Origin of the sequence: Rhizobium sp. WW22, from assembly GCF_047041135.1 — a bacterium.
Classification (GTDB): domain Bacteria; phylum Pseudomonadota; class Alphaproteobacteria; order Rhizobiales; family Rhizobiaceae; genus Rhizobium.
Map to the genome: position 1 here is coordinate 1,304,130 of NZ_CP178198.1, position 20,448 is coordinate 1,324,577.

At 58.7% G+C, this 20,448-nt stretch carries 21 protein-coding genes and 1 tRNA gene; 17 read left to right on the forward strand and 5 right to left on the reverse strand.

The features are described from left to right. Positions 1–89 precede the first annotated feature (89 nt). The 5 genes from cysG to ACK83U_RS06575 all read left to right on the forward strand — a co-directional run bounded on the left by cysG (position 90) and on the right by ACK83U_RS06575 (position 5,123). Positions 90–1,526 carry a siroheme synthase CysG gene (gene cysG, locus ACK83U_RS06555; RefSeq protein ID WP_112610243.1) on the forward strand — a complete coding sequence of 479 codons (1,437 nt, stop codon included), beginning with the start codon at positions 90–92 and terminating at the stop codon, positions 1,524–1,526. Between the two features lie 3 nt (positions 1,527–1,529). After that, the gene (locus ACK83U_RS06560) at positions 1,530–1,844 is read left to right on the forward strand and encodes a DUF2849 domain-containing protein (RefSeq protein WP_015339836.1); all 315 of its coding nucleotides are present in this window, start codon (positions 1,530–1,532) and stop codon (positions 1,842–1,844) included. A 17-nt stretch (positions 1,845–1,861) separates the two neighbouring features. Next, the gene (locus ACK83U_RS06565) at positions 1,862–3,541 is read left to right on the forward strand and encodes a nitrite/sulfite reductase (protein ID WP_112610245.1); all 1,680 of its coding nucleotides are present in this window, start codon (positions 1,862–1,864) and stop codon (positions 3,539–3,541) included. An 11-nt stretch (positions 3,542–3,552) separates the two neighbouring features. Continuing rightward, a complete protein-coding gene (locus tag ACK83U_RS06570; protein WP_112338349.1) occupies positions 3,553–4,065 on the forward strand; it encodes a DUF934 domain-containing protein in 513 nt (170 codons plus the stop codon). Between the two features lie 245 nt (positions 4,066–4,310). Further along, positions 4,311–5,123: a ferredoxin--NADP reductase gene (locus ACK83U_RS06575; protein WP_112338350.1), complete on the forward strand. Its 813-nt coding sequence runs from the start codon at positions 4,311–4,313 to the stop codon at positions 5,121–5,123. Between the two features lie 53 nt (positions 5,124–5,176). On the opposite strand, the gene ACK83U_RS06580 is transcribed toward ACK83U_RS06575, so the two are convergent. From ACK83U_RS06580 to ACK83U_RS06590, 3 genes are all read right to left on the reverse strand, one after another. Beyond that, positions 5,177–5,791 carry a GntR family transcriptional regulator gene (locus tag ACK83U_RS06580; protein WP_112610247.1) on the reverse strand — a complete coding sequence of 205 codons (615 nt, stop codon included), beginning with the start codon at positions 5,789–5,791 and terminating at the stop codon, positions 5,177–5,179. Between the two features lie 186 nt (positions 5,792–5,977). After that, positions 5,978–6,184, reverse strand: a complete 207-nt coding sequence (locus ACK83U_RS06585) for a hypothetical protein (RefSeq protein WP_112610249.1) — start codon at positions 6,182–6,184, stop codon at positions 5,978–5,980. Positions 6,185–6,375: 191 nt separating this feature from the next. Then, on the reverse strand, positions 6,376–6,633 hold the full coding sequence (locus tag ACK83U_RS06590; RefSeq protein WP_015339842.1) for a GlsB/YeaQ/YmgE family stress response membrane protein: 258 nt from the start codon (positions 6,631–6,633) through the stop codon (positions 6,376–6,378). A 377-nt stretch (positions 6,634–7,010) separates the two neighbouring features. On the opposite strand from ACK83U_RS06590, the gene ACK83U_RS06595 reads away from it, so the two are divergent. The 3 genes from ACK83U_RS06595 (at position 7,011) to ACK83U_RS06605 (ending at position 8,893) form a co-directional block, all read left to right on the forward strand. Continuing rightward, positions 7,011–7,086 (forward strand) — tRNA-Lys (locus tag ACK83U_RS06595). A gap of 799 nt (positions 7,087–7,885) precedes the next feature. After that, positions 7,886–8,248, forward strand: a complete 363-nt coding sequence (locus ACK83U_RS06600; protein WP_412474808.1) for a hypothetical protein — start codon at positions 7,886–7,888, stop codon at positions 8,246–8,248. Between the two features lie 444 nt (positions 8,249–8,692). Further along, positions 8,693–8,893, forward strand: a complete 201-nt coding sequence (locus ACK83U_RS06605; RefSeq protein ID WP_162708079.1) for a hypothetical protein — start codon at positions 8,693–8,695, stop codon at positions 8,891–8,893. Between the two features lie 187 nt (positions 8,894–9,080). On the opposite strand, the gene ACK83U_RS06610 is transcribed toward ACK83U_RS06605, so the two are convergent. After that, positions 9,081–9,539, reverse strand: a complete 459-nt coding sequence (locus tag ACK83U_RS06610) for a hypothetical protein (protein ID WP_412474809.1) — start codon at positions 9,537–9,539, stop codon at positions 9,081–9,083. A 105-nt stretch (positions 9,540–9,644) separates the two neighbouring features. Here ACK83U_RS06610 and ACK83U_RS06615 point away from each other — a divergent pair, with 105 nt between their 5' ends. Then, entirely contained in the window at positions 9,645–10,397 is a 753-nt protein-coding gene (locus tag ACK83U_RS06615) for a cytochrome c biogenesis protein CcdA (protein ID WP_112610253.1), read from the forward strand. Between the two features lie 64 nt (positions 10,398–10,461). Continuing rightward, complete coding sequence (locus tag ACK83U_RS06620) at positions 10,462–11,424, forward strand: AEC family transporter (protein WP_112610255.1); 963 nt, start codon at positions 10,462–10,464, stop codon at positions 11,422–11,424. On the opposite strand, the gene ACK83U_RS06625 is transcribed toward ACK83U_RS06620, so the two are convergent. Further along, positions 11,401–12,603 (reverse strand): UbiH/UbiF family hydroxylase, encoded by a 1,203-nt coding sequence (locus ACK83U_RS06625; RefSeq protein ID WP_112610257.1) that lies wholly within the window; start codon positions 12,601–12,603, stop codon positions 11,401–11,403. The two genes, ACK83U_RS06620 and ACK83U_RS06625, sit on opposite strands and share 24 nt — an antisense overlap. Before the next feature lie 212 nt (positions 12,604–12,815). Here ACK83U_RS06625 and pcsA point away from each other — a divergent pair, with 212 nt between their 5' ends. The 7 genes from pcsA (at position 12,816) to ytfQ (ending at position 20,380) form a co-directional block, all read left to right on the forward strand. Beyond that, positions 12,816–13,541 carry a phosphatidylcholine synthase gene (gene pcsA / locus ACK83U_RS06630; protein ID WP_112610259.1) on the forward strand — a complete coding sequence of 242 codons (726 nt, stop codon included), beginning with the start codon at positions 12,816–12,818 and terminating at the stop codon, positions 13,539–13,541. 12 nt (positions 13,542–13,553) lie between these two features. Continuing rightward, positions 13,554–14,537 carry a quinone oxidoreductase family protein gene (locus ACK83U_RS06635; protein WP_112610261.1) on the forward strand — a complete coding sequence of 328 codons (984 nt, stop codon included), beginning with the start codon at positions 13,554–13,556 and terminating at the stop codon, positions 14,535–14,537. Between the two features lie 42 nt (positions 14,538–14,579). Then, positions 14,580–16,154, forward strand: coding sequence for an ABC transporter ATP-binding protein (locus ACK83U_RS06640; RefSeq protein ID WP_112610263.1), 1,575 nt, complete (start codon positions 14,580–14,582; stop codon positions 16,152–16,154). Then, positions 16,144–17,229: an ABC transporter permease gene (locus ACK83U_RS06645; RefSeq protein ID WP_112610265.1), complete on the forward strand. Its 1,086-nt coding sequence runs from the start codon at positions 16,144–16,146 to the stop codon at positions 17,227–17,229. Before ACK83U_RS06640 ends, ACK83U_RS06645 begins: the two co-directional genes overlap by 11 nt. After that, the gene (locus ACK83U_RS06650; protein ID WP_112610267.1) at positions 17,226–18,146 is read left to right on the forward strand and encodes an ABC transporter permease; all 921 of its coding nucleotides are present in this window, start codon (positions 17,226–17,228) and stop codon (positions 18,144–18,146) included. The genes ACK83U_RS06645 and ACK83U_RS06650 overlap by 4 nt, the downstream gene beginning before the upstream one ends. 53 nt (positions 18,147–18,199) lie before the next feature. Beyond that, on the forward strand, positions 18,200–19,276 hold the full coding sequence (locus ACK83U_RS06655) for a BMP family ABC transporter substrate-binding protein (protein ID WP_112338365.1): 1,077 nt from the start codon (positions 18,200–18,202) through the stop codon (positions 19,274–19,276). 141 nt (positions 19,277–19,417) lie between these two features. Next, the gene (ytfQ, locus tag ACK83U_RS06660) at positions 19,418–20,380 is read left to right on the forward strand and encodes a galactofuranose ABC transporter, galactofuranose-binding protein YtfQ (RefSeq protein ID WP_112338366.1); all 963 of its coding nucleotides are present in this window, start codon (positions 19,418–19,420) and stop codon (positions 20,378–20,380) included. The last annotated feature ends 68 nt before the right edge of the window (positions 20,381–20,448 follow it).

Below are 20,448 nucleotides of genomic sequence, written 5' to 3' on the forward strand. Positions count from 1 at the left end.
ATACGCGCATGCATGGGCATTAGAATTTCTGTTTCTTCAATCTCTTGGCCGCAGGGGCGATATTCGCTAAATCTTGAAGTGGAATAGTGATGCCTCCCAGGACTGAACAGCTTTCGGTGTTTCCCGCTTTCTTCCGCGTGGAAGGAAGGGTGGCGGCTGTCTTCGGTAATGGCGACGAGGCCTTTGCCAAGGTGCGACTGCTTTTGAACACGCAGGCGAAAGTCGTTGCCTTTACGCCGGCGCCCGAGGCTGACTATCATGCTTTCCTCATCGCCAACCACATCGAAACTGTACGTGGCGATTTTTCACCCGATCAGGTCAAGGGCGCGACGCTAGTCTTTGCCGCCACTGGCGATGCCGAAGCAGATCGCGCTATCGTCGATGCGGCTCGCGCCGAGCGAATTCCGGCAAACGCCGTCGATCAGCCCGATTATTGCGATTTCTATACGCCGGCGCTGGTCAACCGCGCGCCTGTTGCCGTTGCCATCGGCACCGAGGGTGCCGGACCTGTGCTGGCGCAGATGATCCGTGCGCAGATCGATCAGATGCTGTCGCCGTCGCTTGGCAAGCTTGCAGAATTGGCGACGCGCTTCCGTAAACCGGTCGATCGCCTCGTGCCGCGTGGCGTTGCTCGCCGCATCTTCTGGCGGGAGTTCTTTTCCGGGTCTGTCGCCGACGCCGTCAATGCTGGCCATGTCGCGCAGGCGGAGCAGGCAGCCGATGAGCTGCTGCGGTCGTCACGTGAGGTCGGGGGTCGCGTATGGCTGGTCGGTGCCGGCCCGGGCGCCGAAGATCTGCTGACGCTGCGGGCGCAGCGCGTCATGATGGAAGCCGATGTCATCGTCTACGACGCGCTTGTGCCGCAGGCGATCGTCGACATGGGCCGCCGCGATGCCGAGCGCCTATCCGTCGGCAAGCGCAAGGGTTGCCACAGCAAATCGCAGGAAGAGATCAACGATCTGCTGGTGCAGCTCGGCCGTGAAGGCAAGCGCGTCGTGCGGCTGAAGTCCGGCGATCCGCTGGTTTACGGCCGTGCCGGTGAGGAAATGGCGGCTCTGCGCGCTGCCGGCATTGGCTATGAGATCGTTCCGGGCATCACCTCGGCTTTCGCCGCCGCTGCCGATTTCGAGTTGCCGCTGACGCTGCGTGGCGTCGCCTCGTCGCTGGTCTTCACAACGGGTCACGATCTCACAGGCGATGTGCTGCCCGATTGGGCGAGTTTGGCCGTATCCGGCGCCACGATTGCCGTGTATATGGGACGTACAGTTGCCGCTTCCGTTGCCGGTCGCCTAATGCAGGCCGGTCTGCCGCCCGAGACGACCGTTGCCATCATCGAGAATGCGAGCCGGCGTGATCGCCGACTGATGCACGGAATATTGCGGGATCTGCCCGATCTCCAACACCGCGATGAGCTGGGTGGGCCGGTCATGGTCATTATCGGCGATGCCGTCGCCGGTGCGAATTTTGAACAATCCGAGCCGCTGGTCCGTCGCGAGACCGCTGCTCAAGACTATGCAAGGAACTGATTGATGGTCGACAAGGTTCTGACCGCAAACCGGCTCACCGATGGCGTCGCCGTCTGGCTGAACGCAAATGGCGAGTGGGTGACATCGCTGCAGGAGGCGCTGGTCGCTCGGCATGCCGAAGCGGAAGCCGCGCTGGAAGCGATCGGCAAGCAGGCCTATGCTGACAACAAGGTTGTCGACGTCAATCTCATCGACGTGCAGGAAACCGGCGGCAAGCTTTGGCCGCTGCGCCTGCGCGAGCGCATCCGCGCCGAAGGCCCCACCATGGAATACGCGCCGGGCTATGCCGCCGCCGATCCCGATTTCATTGCAGTCTGAGAAGTCCCGAGGAAGTCATGTATCGTTACGATGAATTCGACCACGCCTTTGTTGCGGAACGGGTTGCCCAGTTTCGCGATCAGGTGGAGCGACGCCTCTCGGGGGAGCTTTCGGAAGACGCCTTCAAGCCGCTGCGCCTGATGAACGGCGTCTATCTGCAGCTGCACGCCTATATGCTGCGCATCGCCATTCCCTATGGCACGCTGAGCTCGCGCCAGATGCGCATGCTCGCCCATGTCGCCCGCACCTATGACCGCGGCTATGGCCACTTCACCACGCGTCAGAACCTGCAGTTTAACTGGCCGAAGCTCTCCGAGATGCCGGATGCGCTGGCTGATCTCGCTTCGGTCGAGATGCACGCCATCCAGACCTCGGGCAACTGCATTCGCAACGTGACTGCCGACCATTTTGCCGGCGCCGCGGCCGACGAAGTCGCCGATCCCAGGCCCTATGCCGAAATCCTGCGCCAATGGTCCTCCGTTCATCCGGAGTTCTCCTTCCTGCCGCGTAAGTTCAAGATTGCCGTCACCGGCGCCGAGCGCGATCGTGCCGCCATTCAGGTGCATGATGTCGGCCTGCATCTGAAGAAAAACGACAAGGGCGAGATCGGTTTTGCTGTCTATGTCGGCGGCGGGCAGGGGCGTACGCCGCTGGTTGCCAAGCTGATCCGTGACTATTTGCCGGAAGCGGATCTTCTCTCCTACATCACCGCCATCATGCGCGTTTACAATCTGCATGGCCGCCGCGACAACAAGTACAAGGCGCGCATCAAGATCCTCGTGCATGAAACGGGCGCCGAGGAACTGGCACGCCAGGTCGAAGTCGAGTTCGACAAGCTGCGAGACACCGAGCTGAAGCTGCCGGAAGCCGATGTCCAGGCCATCTCGGCCTATTTCGCGCCGCCGGCGCTGCCGGAGCGCCCTGAAGGCTGGGAAAGCCTGGCGCGCTGGAAGAAGGCCGATCCGGCCTTTGCCCGCTGGGTGCAGCAAAACGTGCAGCCGCACAAGAACCCCGATTACGGCATGGTGACAATCTCGCTGAAGCCGATCGGCGGCATTCCTGGCGATGCGACGGATGTGCAGATGGACGCTGTCGCCGATATCGCCGAGGAATATGCCTTCGACGAAATCCGTGTCAGCCATGAGCAGAATCTCATCCTGCCGCATGTTGCACTGGCAGATCTCGAAGCCGTCTATCGCGGCCTCGTCGCTATCGGCCTGGAGACGGCCAATGCCGGCCTGATCACGGATATTATCGCCTGTCCTGGCCTCGACTATTGCGCGCTTGCCAATGCGCGCTCCATTCCGGTTGCGCAGGAAATCTCTACGCGTTTCGGTTCGCCCGAGCGCCAGGCGGAGATCGGCGAGCTGAAGATCAAGATCTCCGGCTGCATCAATGCCTGCGGCCATCACCATGTCGGCCACATCGGTCTGCTCGGTGTGGAGAAGAAGGGCGCAGAACTCTATCAGATCACGCTCGGCGGATCCGGCGACGAGAATACGTCGATCGGTGAGATCATCGGCCGCGGCTTCGAGCCCGACAAGGTGACCGACGCCATCGAGACCATCGTCGACACCTATCTCGGTCTTCGTCTGGATCCCTCCGAAACCTTCCTCGCCGCTTATCGCCGCGTCGGGCCGCAGCCGTTCAAGACCGCGCTTTACGGCGCGTCCTCGTCGGCAGCCGAAGCAGCGTAAGGAGATTGACCATGACCAAGATCTGGCGTGAAACAGGCTTCGTGGAGCATGATCCGTGGGTCATCGAGACTGATGAGGTCAAGGCAACCGAGGCGCAGAAGCCGCTGCTTGGCCTCGATGCGTTGATCGCAAAGGCGGAAGAGAGCAATGAGGCCGGCCTCGGCGTCGTCATCAAGCCAGCCGACGACGTGACACGGCTGCAGCCCTATCTCGATCGTCTCGATATCGTCGCGGTTGCTTTTCCGGCATTCAACGATGGCCGCGCCTTCAGCCATGCCTCGCTGCTGCGCCAACGCCTCGGCTACGCCAATGAGCTGCGCGCTGTCGGCGACGTGCTGATCGACCAGATTCCGCTAATGCTGCGCGTCGGCATTGATAGTTTCTCGGTGACGAATGAAACAGCACTGAGGAGGTTGGCGGAGAACCGCCTTCCGGGCATTCCGCATTACTATCAGCCGACCGCGCGCCGCGCAGAAGGCGGGCAGGCCTATAGCTGGCGGCGATTGCCGGCAAAGTCGGCCTGATGTCGAAAGGCGGCCGTTGCGGCAATTTGATGGTGTCGAATTGCCGTATTCAAGCCTTTCGAATTATGTACGCTCGGTGATATGGAAACTTGACTGGAATAGGCATATTTCAGTCCCGTAACGTCGGTTGGAATGGAATGCCTTTCAAAACCGGCTATATTGTTATATCAGCGTCGCGAAATGAGCCTGCCAGGGAATACGTGCCCAGGAAGAACGCGTAAGACTAATACGGGATTCGAGACAGAATGAACGCCCCCGCAAAGACAGATGAATTTGCTTCAGCAGTACCCGCCGGCGTCTTCGCCGAGAAGGTGCTGAGCGTCACGCATTATACCGATCGGCTCTTTCGCTTCACCATGACCCGGCCGCAGGGCTTCCGTTTCCGCTCGGGCGAGTTCGCCATGATCGGCCTCATGGTCGAGGGGAAGCCGCTTTATCGTGCCTATTCGATCGCGAGCCCTGCCTGGGCCGACGAGCTTGAATTCTTTTCCATCAAGGTGCCGGACGGTCCGCTGACCTCACACCTGCAGAACATCAAGCCCGGCGACGAAGTGCTGATGCGCAAGAAGCCGACGGGCACGCTGGTTCTGGATGCGCTGACGCCTGGCCGTCGGCTCTATATGTTCTCGACCGGCACCGGAGTTGCGCCATTTGCGAGCCTTATCCGCGATCCGGAAACCTATGAAAAATTCGAGGAAGTCATCCTCACCCACACGACGCGCGATGTTGCCGAGCTGAAATACGGCTTCGATCTTGTCGAGGAAATCCGCAATGACGAGATCCTCAGCGAAGTCGTCGGCGATAAGCTGCGCCATTACGCGACCGTCACCCGCGAGGAATTCCCCTTCAAGGGCCGCATCACCGATCTCATCGAAAACGGCAAGCTTTTCAGCGACCTCGGCGTACCGCCGCTGGATCCCGCGATCGATCGCGGCATGATCTGCGGCTCCTCCGCCATGCTGAAGGACACCAAGGGCCTGCTCGAAAAGGCCGGCCTGAACGAAGGTGCCAACAACAAGCCGGCCGAGTTCGTCATCGAACGCGCTTTCGTCGGTTAAGCGAATTGTTCCAATGCATGAAAAAGGCGGTTTCGGCGACGAAGCCGCCTTTTTCATGCATTGTTGAGATAATCGATGAGTGCGGCCATGGCTGTGCGTGCCTTGTCGGCATCGCCGTCCAGGATGGCGTCTATCGCCTGAACATGCATGGCAATCGCGCCGCCCATGCGGTCATGTGTTCCAGTCGAATACCACAGCCGGCGCGCATGTGTTTGAACTGGGGCGAGCGCTGCCGTGATGAAGTTGTTGGGGCAGGCGGCTTCCAGAATTTCATCGAATGTCTTGTCGGCGGCGAAAAAACCGGGCAGGTCGCCGGTACCGGCGCATTCCTCCATCCGTCGGGCGCATTCCCGCAATCGCTCCCGCTGCTGCGGATCGGCATAGGTGGCGGCGAGCGCGGCGGCAATCGGTTCCAGTTCGCGCCGCACCTGCATGACGTATTGATGATCTTCCGGACGAATTTCCGCGATTTGCAGGCCGACGCGCGGGCGCACATGGATCAATCCCTGCCAGGCCAGCTTCTGAATGGCCTCGCGCACCGGCGTTCGTCCGTGTCCCGCCATCTCGATCAGCTGCTTTTCGGTTACAAGGCCGCCTGGCTTCAGCTCGAGCGACACGATCGCATATTCCAGCGCGAGATAGGCAAGATGGCTGAGCGAATTCTGCATCCGAAATCATGTCCGGCTTATGCGTGACGGCACACAGTGTCATCTGGCCTCGTCGAAGGCAACGGTCGTGACACGTCAACAAGGCCGGCTTGGGGCGGCCCGTTCAAATCGCCCTATCGGAAATCGTCGGCCCCAAGGGCCGACGATTTCGGGATATTTCGCAAGTGGAGCAAAGGAGCTGCTCCGTTATTGGCTGATTGCGGTGGCGAGGGTGGACGGTCTTCGTTTGGCGGCCATGAGCAGGTCCAGCTCGGTGGACGACGGGCCGAACTTGTAAAAGAGGCGTTTTGCCTCCGCATCGTCGAGACGGTATTTCCGTGCAAACTCGGCAATACTGTATGGGCGGCCGCGGATAACTTTGCGGGCGGTTGTCCGATTGGTGTTTTCTATCATGTTTCCAACCTCCTTTCGGTTCCTCATCCGATAGATAGCGCCAAGGTGAGCTTGGAAAGACCTTGAAAGTCGCGTTGCCCCGCTAAAGGCAGACTTCCGCCGGGACTCACGCGACAAAAAAGGGAAGGCGATTTGCTCCGCCTTCCCTTTTTTCCTCTTCCCAATTCGGGCGTATGCAGCCCGATACGCTGCTATCGCCTGATCAATCGCCCGATGAAAATAAGAATGCAGGCGCCGATGAAGCCAGTGACCAGATAGTTCAGCCATACATGGAACGGCAGCGCGATGCCGAGGGCACGGAACAGCCAGCTGGCGACGAGCGCGCCAACAATGCCGAGGATGATGTTCATGATGATGCCGGTATTGCTCTTCATGATCATCTCGGCGAACCAGCCGGCCAAACCGCCGATGATAATTGCTGCAATCCAACCTACGTTTGCGTCTTCCATAAAAGAACCTCCTGAGGGCCCGACAGGTTGTTAACAATAGCTGATATACACCAAAAACGATTCGCACCCCAACTGTTGCGCACGGCGAGCCGATTGATCCGTTCATTGCAACTCTGATTATTAAGGGAAATTGTTACGGTTGTTTGGGTCTCTGAGAATCGATTGTCTTGCCGCAGCTCATTCGTCGCTGACGCCGGAGTTCTGATTTTCCCGAAGAACGGGCGGCTTCTTCGGCCCTATGGCGTCGTTTCGTGGTAGTGAGGCGAGGAAAAGCATCCTCGGCCGCTGACAACCGCAATTTTATGGGTTGACCACAATAAGGCGTCTGCATATGTTCCGCGCACTTCCAGCCGGGGCAGCTTCTGCCAGCGGAGAGGGAGAGCGTAGCTCAGTCGGTAGAGCAACTGACTTTTAATCAGTAGGTCATGGGTTCGAATCCCATCGCTCTCACCATCGTTTCTTTGTCCAGCCCGGAGAGATAGGTCGCCAAACGCCCTTAGGTGAAGGTGCGGATTTTCGTATTGCTCGATTTTCCAGTGATATCGCCGTTACCTAGACCAGGCACCCGGCCAAGATGCGGCACACAAACAGGAAGGGCCAATTTTTTACCGAGCAACCCAGACACAAGAATAACCCGGTATTCGCTGCCTGCAAGGGAGATGCGCGAATCGAGATATTTAACTGAGCTCGCTGATCCACTAAATGAGCGCTCTTAAATACCAAAGGATCAAGATGTCTGACCATCCGCGTTCATTAGAGTCGACAAGGCGTTGCTTATCGGACCGAAAGCCTAAAGGCACCATTATTTACATAATGGTCGCTGCGGTTGCGGTCATCATCGGATTGACTTCCGGAAGGCACGAGAGCGCGATGCAAACTGTCCCCCAGGTTGCGAAGTTGGTTCATTAGAACGATCATGAGCCTACCCGAAGGCCACGCACAGCCCGGCAATCTTCGCAGTTTTTGCATTGCTGAATCTCGCTGATTGTCTTGCCTCTGTTCGCATCGCGCTTTCGTCCGTCAACCAGAACGCACAGGTTGTTGATGACGTTGAGTCCGAATTGGCTGGTGACGAATCTCGATTTGATAGTATCATAGCTTCATCAATAAGACTGTTGGTGAAGACGACGGGCGAATAATGGAATTCGTGGCAGAGCTGTCTCTGTGGGAGATTTATGCAATCGTTTGCGGGTTGCTGGTATCCTTGGGCCTTTTAGCCGGGCTGATCGCGGGCAGGAGGTTTTCTATAGCCTTGAGGGTGCTGCCGCTTCTCGGAATCGCGATCACCGCGCCCGCGACCGAGCGGCTTGTGATCCCCTACCTCTCCGAGCGTTATCCGGTGATTTTCGCCAACAAGGATTTGCCTAAGAAGATCGACCAGAAAACCACGCTGACGAAGATAGACCTCAGCGATCACATCTATAGCTATTTCTACGATCTCGATGACGATGATGACGATTTCGATCCGCCTCTCGTCAAATCCGCGCAGCTTACGGATCTCTGCGATTTCCTACTGCCGAAATTCAGTTCCGGCGAAGCATCTTTGGCGAATTATATCTATCAGCTGAAGGGCAGGGACTATTCGTTTTCGGTCGACAGCACCGACTGTTCCTGACGTTGGGCAGGCGAAATATCGAGCAGCAAGATTCGAGATCCCGATAGCGTTATTACCGCGCTCGCCTCTGCGGAGGTCGTGACCGGTACTTACGCGATCGTTGAGAGCGCAACGACTGCGACCGCCGTCAGTCCACCGAAGATCGGCAGCAATTTGAGCATAACAAGCCGCGCGAGCTTCTTTCTTTCGATCGACGTCATGATCAGCATTCCTCACATGGCAGCGAAGCTGAAACGGATGGAATTCAAGATTCGTTTCACGCCTGTCGTCGCATTATTATATTATATGTCGCTAAAAGTACAGCGAAGCGGCATTTGCCTAATTCAAAGACAACAAATCTGCTCGTTAGTGGGATAGGGACCGCTGAGCATAATCGTGTCGTGCCTTCGATTGGAACCTAATTTCATCAGGTGAGTTCCCTCTTTAACAAAAAGGAGGCACGCCTTGGCACAAGATCGACATGAATCGAATGGCGAACGTGAGAAGAAGCAAGCGCTGGCAAAGATACAGCACAGCAAGGCGCATGAGAGCGATCGAATGAATAGGGAAAAGGATGGAGCTTCAGTCGTTGCCGATCCCAGAAATAGGCTTGTGGAGGGTAAAACCGATCCGGCGACAAAGGAGCGCAAACCGAGAGATGCATGAGCGCTAACTGCTGCTCATACATTTGGTGGCCATCTGAACGATCGAACGAAATTCAAATCCGGCTGACGCGATTTTCGCCGAGGCCTGGCATTTCATCTGAATTTTGCGTGAGAGTAACGAGCCGGTCGCGATCAACCTTACCGCCGGCTGGATGGTAAAGTTGACCGCGATTTCAGAGTGAAAAAGTCTAGGCCTTGCCGCCGTTCTTCTTGCAATCGCTTCGGAACTTGGCGCGCGCCTTTCCGTGCAGGCCCTTGGCATCGGCCTGGGCCGAACATGCCTTCGAAACCGCGGTTTGAGCGGGCTTCATTGCCTTTGGCTTCATCGTGTTGGTCGTCGATGGAGCTGATGTGGTTGCACTTGGCGTAGTGGTTGTCGTCGTGCTCGGAGTAGTTGCCGTTTGTGCCATCGCGCTTACGCTGAAGAGTGAGACAAAGGCTGCAGTCGTGAACATGGTAGCAATTCTCATGGGGGCTTTTCCTCTGCTGACTAGCTTGAGTGGAATGTGCGTTGTCCGACGAACATCAACAGCTTGAACCAATATTTTTACAAATGCAATTCGCTCATCGAGCAGCTTGCGGATGCCTGTTCCCGCCCGGAAAATCGGGGAAAATCGCCGTTTTGCAACAGGCTGCAGCTTTCCCAATTCCGTCAACTTTAAGGCAAGATGCCGCCCGCTCGAAAAGGTGATTGGCTTTCCGATACCCGCGCCGTTAGGAAGGGGATCGGAATGATATAGCCGGAGTCCATCGTGTCGCTTGCCGATATTTCGCTTCTGAGTGCTTTGGTCGCCGGAGCGCTTTCGTTTCTTTCACCCTGCGTGCTGCCGCTCGTGCCGCCTTATCTCTGTTACATGGCGGGAATTTCGGTCGAGCAGTTTCGTGGCGGCGGAGCGGCCGTCGCTCAGGCACCGGGCATCCGCGGCAATGTGTTGATGTCGGCGCTGTTCTTCACCCTGGGGTTTGCCACCGTATTCATCGCGCTCGGCGCCGGTGCGTCCTCGATCGGCATGCTTCTGCGCCAGCACCTCGATATTCTCGCCAAGATCGGCGGCCTCATCATCGTCATCATGGGGCTGAACTTCCTCGGCATCTTCCGCATCGGCCTGCTGGCTCGTGAGGCGCGCTTTCAGAGCGGCGGCAAGCCGGCGACGCTGACGGGCGCCTATATCATGGGCCTTGCCTTCGCCTTCGGGTGGACGCCCTGCATCGGCCCGGTGCTCGGTGCCATCCTCGGCGTTGCCGCATCGCGCGAAACGATCGGCGCGGGCGCTGGCCTGCTCGCCGTCTACTCTCTCGGGCTTGCCATACCCTTCTGGATCGCCGCCGGCTTTTCCGGCGCCTTCATGCGTTTTCTCTCCCGTTTCCGCCGTCATCTCGGCACGGTCGAACGGATCATGGGTGGGCTTTTGGTGCTCACCGGTCTCGCCTTCATCTTCGGCTATATCAGCGACATGGCGATCTGGTTTCAGCAGACCTTTCCGATCCTGATGAAAATCGGCTAAGTCGGGCGATATTTTCGCCTCTCGTTCTTCTCGGCAAATGGAACATGCCCGATGGCTGACCCCCATGGCTGATATTGTTGGTCTGTTGCTGCCGTTCTTTGGGCTGATCCTGATCGGCTACGTCGCCGCACGCGTTACGAAGCAGCCTGCCGAGGCGCTCGGCTGGTTGAATACGTTCATCATCTATGCCGCGTTGCCGGCCCTGTTCTTCAAGCTTGTGTCCCAGACGCCGATCGAACAACTGACGCGGATCGACTTCATCGCCACCGATATCGCCGCGACTTACTCGATTTTCCTGCTGCTGTTTCTGATCGGCCGTTTCCTGCGCCGCAATTCGGTTGCCGACAGCACTATCCAGGGCTTTGCGGGAGCCTATGGCAACATCGGCTACATGGGGCCGGGGCTTGCGCTGCTGGCGCTGGGCGAAAAGGCGGCTGCTCCGGTGGCGCTGATCATCTGCTTCGAAAATGCGCTGCACTTCATCGTCGCACCCGCTCTGATGGCGCTGGAAGGTGCCGACAAGCGCTCTCCGCCGCGGCTTGCTGCGGATATCGCCCGGAAGGTGCTGCTGCACCCTTTCATCCTGTCGACGGCGCTTGGTTTCGTCGTGGCTGCGTTATCGCTGCATCAACCGATCGCCTTCGAGCGATTTGTCAATTATCTCGCGCAAGCTGCTGCTCCTTGCGCACTATTTGCCATGGGTGTGACGCTCGCGCTGCGCCCGCTCAAGCGGATTCCGGTCGAGATCGGCTACATCGTGCCGGCAAAACTCGTCCTGCATCCCCTTGTGGTCTATATCGTTTTGCAGGCGGTCGGCGGCTTTGATCCGATCTGGATCGAGGCAGCCGTGTTGCTGGCGGCATTGCCGACGGCAACGAATGTCTTTGTCATCGGTCAGCAATATGGTGTCTGGCAGGAGCGGGCCTCCGCCACCATCCTGATCACCACGGCCTGTTCCGTGGTGACGGTTTCACTGGTGCTTTACCTGATAAAGGCGGGCGTCTTACCGGCGCAGCTTTTCCCGTAACGCCGAGGAAAAATTGCGCAGGCCGCCGCCGGGTTCGATGCCCTCGCGCATGACGATGTTGCGGAGCGGCGCGATGGCCGAAAGCACATGCAGGCCTGCTGCCCGCAGCATCTGCACGGGCAGAAAATCCGACAGAAGCGAGCGATTGAGGAGATCGACACTCGCCGTGCGGCTGACAATATCGGCGCGCCTCTTGCGATCGAAACTGTCGCCCGATGTCGCCGGGATCGGAAGGTCTGCGCGCGAGCAGAGAATGTCCGACAAAGCCAGGATATCGCGAAGGCTGAGATTGAGGCCCTGCGCGCCGATCGGCGGGAAGACATGGGCTGCTTCGCCGATCAGCGCGGCGCGACCCTTGCCGAAACGGTAGGCCGTCATGCCGGAAAGCGGCCAGACCTGCACGCTGTCCTCGATCGCGACCTGGCCGAGCATCGACTGCATCCGCTCCTCGACCAGCCGGCCGAGTTCTTCGAGCGACTTCTCCGCGTTGGCAGCGGCTTCGGTCGGCTTCTGCACCCAGACGAGGCTGGAGCGTCTGCCGGGCAGGGGTACCTGCGTGAAGGGGCCGCTTTCGGTGTGGAATTCCGTGGAGATGTTCTGATGCGGCAGGCTATGTGAAAAATTCAGAACCATTGCCGATTGCGGATAGGACCAGCCCCTGGTTTTGATTCCGAGGGTCTCTCGCACCATCGAATTGCGGCCGTCCGCGCCGACGACGAATGCAGCTTCGATCGAATCACCATTGTCGAGCGTGATCGCGACACCATCGTCGCGGAAGGCGATTTGGGAAGCCGTGGCTTCGATGCGAAGTACATTGCCTTCCGCTTCGATGGCTTGGCTGAGGTTGTCCAGCAACACGGCATTCGGAATATTGTAACCGAAGGCATCCAGGCCGATTTCCGATGCCCGGAACGAGACCGTCGGTGCCCGCAGCAGCCGCGACGTGCCGTCGATGATGCGCATCGTCGTCAGCGCCGCCGCCGAAGGCGCGATCTTCTCCCATACCGTCAGTCGTTCCAGAAAGCGGATCGATTGATCCATCAGCGCCGTGGTCCGCTTGTCGGCTTTGTTGTGCGGCGCGGCCACAAGGGCGACGGATCTTCCGCCGCGCGCCAGCGCGAAAGCCGTGATCATGCCGGCGAGCCCACCGCCGATAACGGCCACTTCAATCTGCTTCATATCGATGCCTCAATTGCCTTCGGTACTGAAAATAAGCGCTTAGCCTGTTGAAATCCATGGGATGAAACATCGCAACGGGTGAAAATGACAGTAAGTCGCGCTAGCGTGCCCAGATAAACGCTTTTGCGCTGGCGATGCCGACCAAAGGATGCATATTAGCAAGAAAAACCGCCTGCCGGGGCAGGTGAATAAGCTGACGAGTCGTGGGGCGGATGAAAATCTTCAATTACAAGCGGGTGCCTTATGCGGAGATGCGTGCCTTCTCCGTTCATATACTGACGGCATCCGGATCGTTTCTCGCCTTTCTCGGCGTCGTCGCGGCATCAGAACATCGCTTTGTCGATATGTTCTGGTGGCTTGGCCTGGCGCTGCTGGTCGACGGCATCGATGGGCCGATCGCACGCAAGGTCCGCGTCAAGGAAGTGTTGCCCAACTGGTCCGGCGATACGCTCGACAATATCATCGATTACGTGACCTACGTGCTCCTGCCGGCATTCGCGCTCTATGAGAGCGGCATGATCGGCGAACCCTGGTCGTTTGTCGCAGCCGGGATGATTGTCGTTTCCAGTGCCATCTATTACGCCGATACCGGCATGAAGACGGACGAATATTTCTTCTCCGGTTTCCCGGTCGTCTGGAACATGGTGATCTTCACGCTTTTCGTCATCGGCGCCAGCGCCACGACGGCCATGATCCTCGTCGGCGTTTCCGTCGTCCTGACCTTTCTGCCGATCAATTTTCTGCACCCCGTGCGTGTCAAGCGCTTGCGGCCGCTGAACCTTGGCATATTTCTCTTCTGGTCGGCACTCGGCATTTATTCGCTGCTGATGCATTTCGTCATGCCGCAATGGGCCGTTGTCCTCTTCATCATCAGCGGTATTTATCTCTATTGCATCGGTGCCATGCTGCAGTTTTTCCCGTCCCTCGGGCGTCAGTGAGGATTGTGCATCATGAAGAAGACCAATGTCATCCGTATCCATGAGAATGGCGGTCCGGAGGTCATGAAGCTGGAGGAGGTGGATCTGCCGCCTCCCGGCGCGGGTGAGGTGCAGCTTCGTCAAGCCGCGATCGGCCTCAACTTCATCGATGTCTATTTTCGATCCGGCCTCTACAAGGCACCTCAGTTTCCATTGCCGCTCGGCAAGGAAGCTGCGGGCACGATCACTGAAGTTGGGCCTGGCGTGACCGATTTTGCTGTCGGCGATCGCGTCGCCTATGTCGGCAGCGATGGCGCCTACAGCGTCGAGCGCAATATCGAGACGCGTCATCTGGTCAAGGTGCCCGATGATATCACGCTCGAAACCGCGGCATCGATGATGCTGAAGGGCATGACGGCCGAGTATCTGCTGAACCGCACCTTCAAGGTCGGCCCTGGAACGACGCTTTTGTTCCACGCGGCCGCCGGTGGCGTTGGCCTAATCGCCGGCCAGTGGGCCAAAGCCCTCGGCGCCGAAACCGTCATCGGCACTGCCGGTTCCGCAGAAAAGGTCGAACTGGCGCTGGCACATGGCTACGACCACGTCATCGACTACAGCAAGGAGAATTTTGCCGAGCGCGTTCGCGAAATCACCGGAGGCAAGGGCGTCGATGTCGTCTATGACTCGGTTGGGAAGGATACTTTCCCGCAGTCGCTCGATTGCCTGAAGCCGCGCGGCATGTGGGTCACCTTCGGCCAGTCTTCTGGTCCGATCGAGAATTTCAATCTCGCCATCCTCAACCAGAAGGGTTCGCTCTTTGCCACGCGGCCGAGCCTTTTCGCCTATGTCGGTACACCTGACGAGTTGAGAGCCAGTGCAAAGTCGTTATTTGCTGTTGTGCAAAGCAGCAAAGTGCGTATCAATATTCATCAAACTTATCCGCTTGTTGACGCAGGGCGCGCACATGCGGATCTGGAAGCCAGGAAAACGAGTGGAACTACACTGCTGATCCCATAGATCCGTAAAGGGCAGGAACGGTGGGAAGGAAATGAGGGGAACGTGTCGTCATCCGATGCGCCGGCAACCGGCGCACTATTGTCGGTTCGCAAACTGACGAAACTGTTTGGCAGTTTTACTGCTTGCAACGAAATCGATCTTGAAATCCAGCCGGGAGAAATTCACGCTCTCCTCGGAGAAAACGGCGCAGGCAAATCCACGCTCGTCAAGATGTTGTTCGGCGTGCTCGAACCGTCGCATGGGCAGATCGTCTGGCAGGGGCAGCCTGTGGCGATCGATGCGCCGGGCACAGCGCGCAAGCTCGGCATCGGCATGGTATTTCAGCATTTTTCTTTGTTCGAGGCGCTGACGGTCGCGGAAAATATAGCGCTCTCGCTCGACAGCAATATCCCGCTCGCAAAAATTTCCGAGGAAGCCGCGAAGCTCTCTCACGCCTATGGCTTGCCGCTCGATCCGAATGCGCATGTGGCCGATCTGTCCGTCGGTGAACGCCAGCGCATCGAGATCGTTCGGGCGCTCCTGCAAAACCCTAGACTGATCATTCTCGACGAGCCCACCTCCGTTTTGACACCGCAGGAAGCCGATCGACTGTTCGAAACGTTATTCAAGCTGAGGGACGAGGGCCGATCGGTGCTTTATATCAGCCACCGGCTGGAGGAAGTGCAGCGCATCTGTTCGCGCGCCACTGTCCTGCGTCACGGCAAGGTCACGGGCGCCTGCGATCCCAGGCAGGAAACGACCGGTTCGCTTGCCCGCATGATGGTCGGCAGCGACATCGCCAGCGTGCAGCACGAGGGGCTTGGCAACAAGGGCGATATTCTCCTGGAGATCGCAGGCCTTTCGGCACCGGCGAGAACCCCGTTTGCCATGGCGCTGAAGGACGTTTCCCTGCGTGTACGGGCCGGTGAGATATTGGCGATTGCCGGCGTTGCCGGTAACGGCCAGGGCGAATTGTTCGATGTCATTTCCGGCGAATACACCGTCCCCGCGGATGATCCGGTCCAGTTGCGCGGCAAGGCTGTCGGCACCAAGGGCATTAATGCGCGCCGGCTGATCGGCGCGGGTTTCGTACCCGAGGAACGCCACGACCATGCTGCGGTATCGACGTTGAAGTTGTCGGATAACCTCGTGCTTGCCCGGCATCAGTCGGATCGCAAGTCGTTCCTGGGTGGTGGCTTCTTCAATGTCATCAGGCACGGCGCGGTCAAGCAGGCGACGAAGCGCATCTGCGAGGCGATGGATGTCCGCAAGAGCGGCGAGGATCCGGCTGCCGGCGCGTTGTCCGGCGGCAATCTGCAGAAGTTCATCGTCGGCCGAGAACTGGATCGGCAGCCGAGCGTGCTCGTCGTCAATCAACCAACCTGGGGCGTCGATGCCGGCGCCGCAAGCCGCATCCGCCAGGCGCTGGTCGATCTCGCCCGCGACGGTTCGGCCGTGCTCGTCATCAGTCAGGATCTCGACGAGATTTTCGAAGTCGCGACCGATATTGCCGTGATCTCGGAAGGCCGGCTGTCGCCGTCCTATCCGGCTGGTGAGCTGACGCGCGAAAAGATCGGACTGCTGATGGGCGGTCTGCATGAATCGAAGACGCATTCGGAGCCTGCACATGCGCATTGAACTTGAAAAGCGCCCGCAGGTCTCCAAGCTGTTCGGCTTGCTATCGCCCCTGCTTGCTCTCGCATTGGCGTTGATCGCCGGCACCATCATGTTCGCCGTCATGGGCAAGGATCCCGTCGAGGCGCTCGATGCATTCTTCGTCGAACCTCTGCTGGAGGTCTGGTCGCTGCACGAACTGGCGATCAAGGCCGGACCGCTGATCCTGATCGCCGTCGGCCTTTGCCTCTGCTATCGCTCCAACAACTGGAATATCGGCGCCGAAGGGCAGTTCACCATGGGCGCGATCGCCGGATCATTCATCCCGATCGTCTTCACCGACTGGCATTCGCCCGTGATCCTGCCTTTGATGCTGATCGCCGGCGCCGTTGGCGGCGCGCTCTATGCCGCCATTCCGGCGCTCCTGAAGGCGCATTTCAATACCAACGAGATCCTGACGAGCCTGATGCTGGTCTATATCGCGCAGCTCTTCCTTGATTGGCTGTCGCGCGGGCCGTGGCGCGATCCGCAGGGCCATAACTTTCCGCAGAGCATCGACTTTCCGCCAGAAGCGGTTTTACCGGCGATCTGGGAGGACTCCGGGCGTGCGCATTGGGGCATCGTCTTCGCCGTGGTCGCGGCGATCCTTGCCTGGTTCGTTATGAAATATACGCTGAAAGGCTTTGAGATAAGCGTGCTTGGACAGTCGGCGCGGGCAGGGCGCTTTGCCGGTTTTTCCTCGCGGAAAATGGTCTGGTTCGCCTTCCTCGTCTCCGGCGCGCTCTCGGGACTGGCTGGCATATCCGAAGTTTCCGGCTCCATCGGCCATCTGCAGCCGGCGATTTCGCCGGGTTACGGTTTCACCGCCATCATCGTCGCCTTCCTTGCGCGCCTTAATCCGCTCGGAGCCATTCTCTCCGGTCTGGTGCTGGCGCTGACCTATCTCGGCGGCGAAGCCGCGCAATTGTCGCCGGGGATATCAGCCAAGGCGGCCAGCGTCTTCCAGGGCTTGCTTTTGTTCTTCGTGCTCTCCTGCGACACACTGATCTATTACAAAATCCGTGTGCTTTGGTCGCGGGTCCGTGGAGGTGCGGCATGAGTGTGTTTGAAGCCATCCTGCTCACCATCATCACCGCGTCGACGCCGCTCGTCATTGCCGGCCTGGGTGAACTGGTGGTGGAACGCTCCGGTGTCCTCAACCTCGGTGTCGAAGGCATGATGATCATCGGTGCGGTCGCCGCTTTTGTTGGAGCGCAGATGAGCGGATCGCCCTATGTCGGCCTGCTGACCGGCATCGTCGGGGGGGCGCTCTTCTCGCTGCTGTTTGGTTTTCTCACGCTGACGCTTGTAACAAACCAGGTCGCGACCGGCCTGGCGCTGACCATCCTTGGGCTCGGCCTTTCGGGCATGATCGGCGAAGGCTATGTCAGCGTGCCGGGCGTGCAGCTGCATGAAATCGTCTTTCCGCTGCTGTCGGACATACCGTTCCTCGGTCCGGTACTTTTTAGGCAGGACCTGACCTTCTATCTGTCGATCGCGCTGCTCGCCGGCGTCAATTGGTTCCTCTTCCGCAGCCGTGCCGGCCTGAAGCTGCGCGCCGTCGGCGATAGCCATGGCTCGGCCCATGCTCTCGGTATCGACGTCATCCGCACCCGTTATCTCGCCGTCATGTTCGGCGGTGCCTGCGCGGGGCTTGCAGGCGCTCAGCTGTCGCTGGTCTACACCCCGCAATGGGTCGAGAACATGTCGGCCGGTCGCGGTTGGGTGACCTTGGCGCTCGTGGTCTTCGCCTCCTGGCGGCCGATGCGCGTGCTGGCCGGCGGTTATCTCTTCGGCGCCGTGACGATCCTGCAATTCCATGCGCAGGGCTTCGGCGTCGGCATACCCTCGCAATTCCTGTCGATGCTGCCCTATGCATCGACTATTGTGGTTCTCGTCATCATCTCTCAAAATCGCCGCGCGACCTTGATCAACACGCCAGCGTCGCTCGGCAAAGCCTTCGTTCCGGAGCGCTGATTGCAACAGCCGGACCGATTTCTGCAAAACATGTCAAACCAGTAGGGGTAACCATGAAAAAACTAGCACTCGCCCTCACAACGACAGCCGCTGCCATCATTGGTTTCGCTGCCGCCGCTGAAGCGGCACCGACCAAGGTCTGCTTCGTCTATGTCGGTTCGCACACGGACGGCGGTTATTCGCAGGCGCACGATCTCGGCCGTCAGCAGATCCAGAAGGAATTCGGCAACAAGATCGAGACGCCTTATCTCGAAAACGTACCGGAAGGCCCGGATGCCGAGCGCGCTATCGAGCGTCTTGCCCGTTCCGGCTGTTCGCTGATCTTCTCGACTTCGTTCGGCTTCATGGATGCGACCGTCAAGGTTGCCGCCAAGTTCCCGAAGGTGAAGTTCGAACATGCGACCGGCTTCAAGAGCGGCCCGAATCTCGCAACCTACAACTCGCGCTTCTATGAAGGCCGCTATATCCTCGGCCAGATCGCCGCCAAGATGTCGAAGAACCATGGCGCCGCCTACATCGCGTCCTTCCCGATTCCGGAAGTGGTGATGGGTATCAACTCCTTCGAACAGGGCGCCCGTTCGATCGATCCGAGCTTCAAGCTGAAGGTCGTATGGGTCAACACCTGGTTCGACCCGGGCAAGGAAGCCGATGCTGCCAAGGCCATGGTCGACCAGGGCGTCGATATCCTGACGCAGCACACCGACACGACGGCACCGATGCAGGTTGCCGAAGAGCGCGGCATCCATGCTTTCGGTCAGGCTTCCGATATGATCAAGGCTGGCCCGAAGGCGCAGTTGACGGCGATCATCGACACCTGGGGTAACTACTACTCCAAGCGCGTTCATGCGCTGCTCGACGGCACGTGGAAGTCCGAGCAGAGCTGGGACGGCCTGAAGGACGGCATCCTGAAGATGGGCGACTATACGAATATGCCAGACGACGTGAAGAAGATGGCTCAGGAAACCGAAGCCAAGATCAAGTCAGGCGAGCTTGCTCCCTTCACCGGCCCCATCAACAAACAGGACGGTACGCCCTGGCTCAAGGCCGGCGAAAAGGCCGATGACGGGACGTTGCTCGGCATGAACTTCTACATCGAAGGCGTGGACGACAAGCTGCCGGCTTCTAAGTAAGCAGACGAAATAGTTTAAGTTGAAAAGGGGCGTTCAAAACGCCCCTTTTTGTTGCGTTGCAACATCGAATGCTGATTTACAAAAGTATTACTATATGATTTTTAAACCATGGCCTGAGGAAATGGCCTTTGGGAGGAAATCATGAAGTTGAAGACTGCACTGATCAGTGCGACGATGCTCGCTGCCTGCATGTTCACATCGGCATCGGCTAAAGACCTGGTCGTCGGATTCTCGCAAATCGGTTCGGAGTCTGGTTGGCGTGCGGCCGAAACGACGCTGACGAAGCAGGAAGCCAAGAAGCGCGGCATCGATCTGAAGTTCGCCGACGCGCAGCAGAAGCAGGAAAACCAGATCAAGGCGATCCGGTCCTTCATCGCGCAAGGCGTTGATGCGATCCTGCTGGCACCGGTCGTCGAAACCGGCTGGGATGCTGTCCTGAAGGAAGCCAAGGAAGCCAAGATCCCGGTCATTCTGCTTGACCGCACGGTTGCTGCACCGAAGGACCTTTATCTGACAGCTGTCACGTCCGACCTGGTTCATGAAGGCAAGGTCGCCGGTGACTGGCTCGTAAAGACGGTCGGCGACAAGAAGTGCAACATCGTCGAGCTGCAGGGCACGACGGGCTCCTCGCCGGCCATCGCCCGCAAGAAGGGCTTCGAGGAAGCCATCAAGGGTCACGACAACCTGAAGATCGTTCGTAGCCAGACCGGCGATTTCACCCGCGCCAAGGGCAAGGAAGTCATGGAAAGCTTCCTGAAGGCTGAAAACGGCGGCAAGGATATCTGCGCGCTCTACGCCCATAACGACGATATGGCCGTCGGCGCTATTCAGGCGATCAAGGAAGCTGGCCTGAAGCCGGGCAAGGACATCCTGACCGTGTCGATCGATTCGGTTCCGGATCTCTTCAAGGCCATGGCTGCCGGTGAGGCGAACGCAACCGTTGAGCTGACGCCGAACATGGCAGGCCCTGCCTTCGACGCGCTCGATGCGTATTTGAAGACCAAGAAAGAGCCGCCGAAGTGGATCCAGACGGAATCCAAGCTCTATACCCAGGCGGATGATCCGCAGAAGGTCTACGAGCAGAAGAAGGACCTCGGCTACTAAGACGAAAGCCCATCGCACCGGATCGGCAATGCCGCGCCGGTGCGATATCTTGTGCAAGATGCCGGCGC

Coding starts and splice junctions, on each gene's coding strand:
- ACK83U_RS06590 (WP_015339842.1), bottom strand. CDS start 6,633: ATGGAAGACGCAAACGTAGGTTGGATTGCAGCAATTATCATCGGCGGT.
- ACK83U_RS06585 (WP_112610249.1), bottom strand. CDS start 6,184: ATGATAGAAAACACCAATCGGACAACCGCCCGCAAAGTTATCCGCGGC.
- ACK83U_RS06565 (WP_112610245.1), top strand. CDS start 1,862: ATGTATCGTTACGATGAATTCGACCACGCCTTTGTTGCGGAACGGGTT.
- cysG (WP_112610243.1), top strand. CDS start 90: ATGCCTCCCAGGACTGAACAGCTTTCGGTGTTTCCCGCTTTCTTCCGC.
- ACK83U_RS06580 (WP_112610247.1), bottom strand. CDS start 5,791: ATGCAGAATTCGCTCAGCCATCTTGCCTATCTCGCGCTGGAATATGCG.
- ACK83U_RS06645 (WP_112610265.1), top strand. CDS start 16,144: ATGCGCATTGAACTTGAAAAGCGCCCGCAGGTCTCCAAGCTGTTCGGC.
- ytfQ (WP_112338366.1), top strand. CDS start 19,418: ATGAAGTTGAAGACTGCACTGATCAGTGCGACGATGCTCGCTGCCTGC.
- ACK83U_RS06655 (WP_112338365.1), top strand. CDS start 18,200: ATGAAAAAACTAGCACTCGCCCTCACAACGACAGCCGCTGCCATCATT.
- ACK83U_RS06620 (WP_112610255.1), top strand. CDS start 10,462: ATGGCTGATATTGTTGGTCTGTTGCTGCCGTTCTTTGGGCTGATCCTG.
- ACK83U_RS06650 (WP_112610267.1), top strand. CDS start 17,226: ATGAGTGTGTTTGAAGCCATCCTGCTCACCATCATCACCGCGTCGACG.
- pcsA (WP_112610259.1), top strand. CDS start 12,816: ATGAAAATCTTCAATTACAAGCGGGTGCCTTATGCGGAGATGCGTGCC.
- ACK83U_RS06560 (WP_015339836.1), top strand. CDS start 1,530: ATGGTCGACAAGGTTCTGACCGCAAACCGGCTCACCGATGGCGTCGCC.
- ACK83U_RS06575 (WP_112338350.1), top strand. CDS start 4,311: ATGAACGCCCCCGCAAAGACAGATGAATTTGCTTCAGCAGTACCCGCC.
- ACK83U_RS06570 (WP_112338349.1), top strand. CDS start 3,553: ATGACCAAGATCTGGCGTGAAACAGGCTTCGTGGAGCATGATCCGTGG.
- ACK83U_RS06625 (WP_112610257.1), bottom strand. CDS start 12,603: ATGAAGCAGATTGAAGTGGCCGTTATCGGCGGTGGGCTCGCCGGCATG.
- ACK83U_RS06635 (WP_112610261.1), top strand. CDS start 13,554: ATGAAGAAGACCAATGTCATCCGTATCCATGAGAATGGCGGTCCGGAG.